General features: G+C 42.5%; 3 protein-coding genes and 1 pseudogene. 2 read left to right on the top strand and 2 right to left on the bottom strand.

The features are described 5' to 3' along the window. Positions 1-1235 precede the first annotated feature (1235 nt). Positions 1236-1358: pseudogene (locus UF06_RS26300) on the top strand (DUF3265 domain-containing protein); the annotation flags it as partial. 19 nt (positions 1359-1377) lie between these two features. Further along, entirely contained in the window at positions 1378-2145 is a 768-nt protein-coding gene (locus tag UF06_RS15895) for a carbon-nitrogen hydrolase family protein (protein ID WP_045571300.1), read from the top strand. A 114-nt stretch (positions 2146-2259) separates the two neighbouring features. Here the strand turns inward: UF06_RS15895 and UF06_RS15890 are convergent, their stop codons facing one another. Further along, complete coding sequence (locus tag UF06_RS15890) at positions 2260-2559, bottom strand: type II toxin-antitoxin system RelE/ParE family toxin (RefSeq protein ID WP_038940224.1); 300 nt, start codon at positions 2557-2559, stop codon at positions 2260-2262. Beyond that, the gene (locus tag UF06_RS15885; protein WP_011080384.1) at positions 2556-2798 is read right to left on the bottom strand and encodes a type II toxin-antitoxin system ParD family antitoxin; all 243 of its coding nucleotides are present in this window, start codon (positions 2796-2798) and stop codon (positions 2556-2558) included. Before UF06_RS15885 ends, UF06_RS15890 begins: the two co-directional genes overlap by 4 nt. Positions 2799-3225: the final 427 nt, after the last annotated feature.

Here is a 3225-nt window from a genome sequence, read left to right as displayed (position 1 = left end):
GGTTTTGAGTTTGTCGGCAAGTTGGCTTCAGCGGGCGCTGTTTTCCGGACAATTATTCTTTAGCGCTGGAAACTCAAAGAGTTGCCTCAGTCAATTTTCGAGTAAGCTCGAGGTTAGGGCGGTTGGCTCAATCAGAAATTTGATCTTAGGTTTTTGAGTTTTGGCAACCAAAATTCAAAGTCTGATTTTCAAAATTATGAGTCATTTCAGTTTTTTGGTTTTCGGCTTTTGTTTGTGAATTAAAGTCGAGTTAATCTAGGTTCTGGTGAAACGTAAGTCATTGAAGCTTAAGCATAACAAAGCGTTTAAGAGGGACTTGGCACGCGTGGCATTTTCAATTTGCGTTGGGTTTAGTGGTTAAGTTGTATGCGGTCACTTTTGTATTGCGTGCCGGCGCCCCTTAACGCGGCGTTATGTTTAATCACCAAAAATCAGTGGATTATGGTTTTTCTTTGTTCCCTCGGCTGATTGGTTTTGTGTTTGTCGGCAAGTTGGCTTCAGCGGGCGCTGTTTTCCGGACAATTATTCTTTAGCGCTGGAAACTCAAAGAGTTGCCTCAGTCAATTTTCGAGTAAGCTCGAGGTTGGTGCGGCTGGCTCAATCAGAAATTTGAACTGTAGGTTTTTGAGTATTGGCGGCCAAAGTTCAAAACTTGATTTTCAAATTATGAGTCGTTTCGGTTTTTTTGGTCTTGGCTTTTGTTTGTGAGCCAAAGCTGAGTTAATCTTGGTTTTGGCAAAACGTAAGCCCTTGAAGCTTAAACATAACAAAGCGTTCAAGAGGGACTTGGCACGCGTGGCATTTTCAATTTGCGTTGGGTTTAGTGGTTAAGTTGTCATGCGGTCACTTGTGTAGTGCGTGCCTGCGCCCCTTAACGCGGCGTTATGCTTAATCACGCAAAGTCAGTGGTTTATGGTTTCTCTTTGTTCCCTCGGTTGGTTGGTTTTGAGTTTGTCGGCAAGTTGGCTTCAGTGGGCGCTGTTTTCCGGACACTTTTTCTTTGGCGCTGGAAATTCAGAGCGTTGCCTCAATCAATTTTCGGGCAAGCGCGAGGTTAGGGCGGTTGGCTCAATCAGAAATTTGATCTTAGGTTTTTGAGTTTTGATTGCCATAGTTCAAAGTCTGATTCTTAAAAATTATGAGTCATTTCAGTTTTCTAGCTTTTGGCTTTTGTTTGTGAATCAAAGTCGAGTTAATCTTGTTTCCAGAAAAACGTAACCCATTGAAGCTTAAGCATAACAAGGCGTTCAAGAGGGATTCATGCCGCGTGGCATTTTTTGTATGCGGTGATTTTTGGTGGTGAAAGCGGTCTGCGGAAACTTGGTTTATGCGGCATTCACCCCTTAACGCGGCGTTATAACGCTAAAGGAGTACAGAGTGAAAATAGGCATTGTTCAGATGCAAATGAGATGGACTGTTGCACAAAACCTTTCGACAATATCTGGGTACATTAAAAGGCTAGGTGCACTAGATGTCCTAATTTTCCCTGAACTCGCATTAAGTGGCTTTCATAGAAATATAAAAGCTGAGTGTAAAGAACTCTTAATTCAAAATGCCATAGTCGAACTACAAAATTTAGCGAAAAAGTATCGAACAAGTCTGTTTTTTGGTGCACCTAAAGTAGTTGGGTCAAATGTGTTCAATAGTTATTTGTGCATCAGTAAAACTGGTCAGGTCATAGCACAATGGGACAAGGCTGGATTAACTGAAAGTGAATCCCAGTTTTTTGCTAAAGGTGGTAATAGAAGCGTATTTGATCTTGATGGCACTCGCTGTACCACGGTAATTTGTAGAGAAGTCGAGGATGCCGACTGGTTTATCTCTCAAGTTCGTTCCTGCTCTCCAGAAATCATAGTTTGGCCTAGCTATATCAGGCAGAGCGGCAATGACAATACCTTAACAGGCTATTTTTCAGCGGCTTCTGAAATAGCTAAGGAACTCGATGCGTTTGTTTTACAGTGCAACTGGCCAAAAGCGCTCAACGATCAGAACATTCGCGGATTAGGTGGTAGCCGTATATTTGGAACCGATGGTAAATGTCTTTTGTCCATGCCTTTAGATCAACTTGCGATAAGTATCTTGGAGTTTTCTAAGGGGGAGTTGAGGTCAGTTGAGACTATGAGTTCACTGGAAACCGCGTTATAACAAATTGTTCAAGAGTGATTCGGCTCGCGTGGCATTTTTACTATGCGTTAGTTTTGGTGGTTAAGGTGGTATGCGGAGGCATCGGCATTGCGCGCCTCACACCTTAACAAGGCGTTATGCGCCAAAAATTGGATTCACATCCATGCTTTTGTGAAGGATACGGATAATCTCAATATTTTGACTGCCGATCTGACGATAAAATATTACGTGGCTTCCTTGTGGAAACTTTCTGTAGCCATCGCGAATTTCGTCACAGGTTTTACCAATGTCAGGATTTTCGGCTAACAGCCAAAATGAGTCATCAAACTGTTTTAGATAAATATTTCGCTGTTCGCGACCCCAACGTCGAGAGGTAAACAAGGCTATATCTCTTAAATCAGATTTCGCCTTGTTAGTTAACTGAAATGGTCTCATTTTCTCTCTTCGCTATCTAACTCATTGATAAACGAATCAAGGTCATAATCCGCAACTCCACTTTCTTCGCCCTCAACAAGCAACTGGCGCAAAGTGTTCATTTTAGTTTCTTGGGTTTCAAGTAAACGTAAAGCAGAACGAATAACTTCACTTGCAGAGCCATAGCGGCCGCTTTGGATTTGATTAGCAATAAAACCGTCAAAATGGTCACCCAAAGTAATACTAGTGTTCTTAGCCATAACTTAGTCCTCAGTACCAATAGATACCTAATTATGGTATTAGTTGGGCTTGGATGCAAGGCGCATAACAAAGCGTTCAAGTGGGACTTGGCACGCGTGGCATTTTTGGCTTGCAGTTTATTTAGTGGTTAGGGTGTGATGCGGTAACGTTTGTAGTGCGTGCCTGCGCCCCTTAACGCGGCGTTATGCAACTCAGGTAAATTTAGGAGTTCAATCTTTTGGGATTTCTCCGGCTATTCGTTTTGTGTTGTCGGCAAATGAGCATTTTTACCCTCAAATTCTTGGTTAACTCAAACCGTAAAACAGGCAAATTTCTTTGTTTGCCTCAATTGGTTTTAGCGTTGGCGCGTTGTCAGTTTTGCGGGTGCAAAGTGTGGAAAGGGCAAGTTAATCGATCACTTCGCATTTGCTGAAAGTCTTGCTCGGT

Source organism: Vibrio sp. S234-5, assembly GCF_000960595.1.
In the GTDB taxonomy this organism is placed as follows: Bacteria; Pseudomonadota; Gammaproteobacteria; order Enterobacterales; family Vibrionaceae; genus Vibrio.
This window is presented reverse-complemented; position numbering and strand designations above follow the sequence as displayed.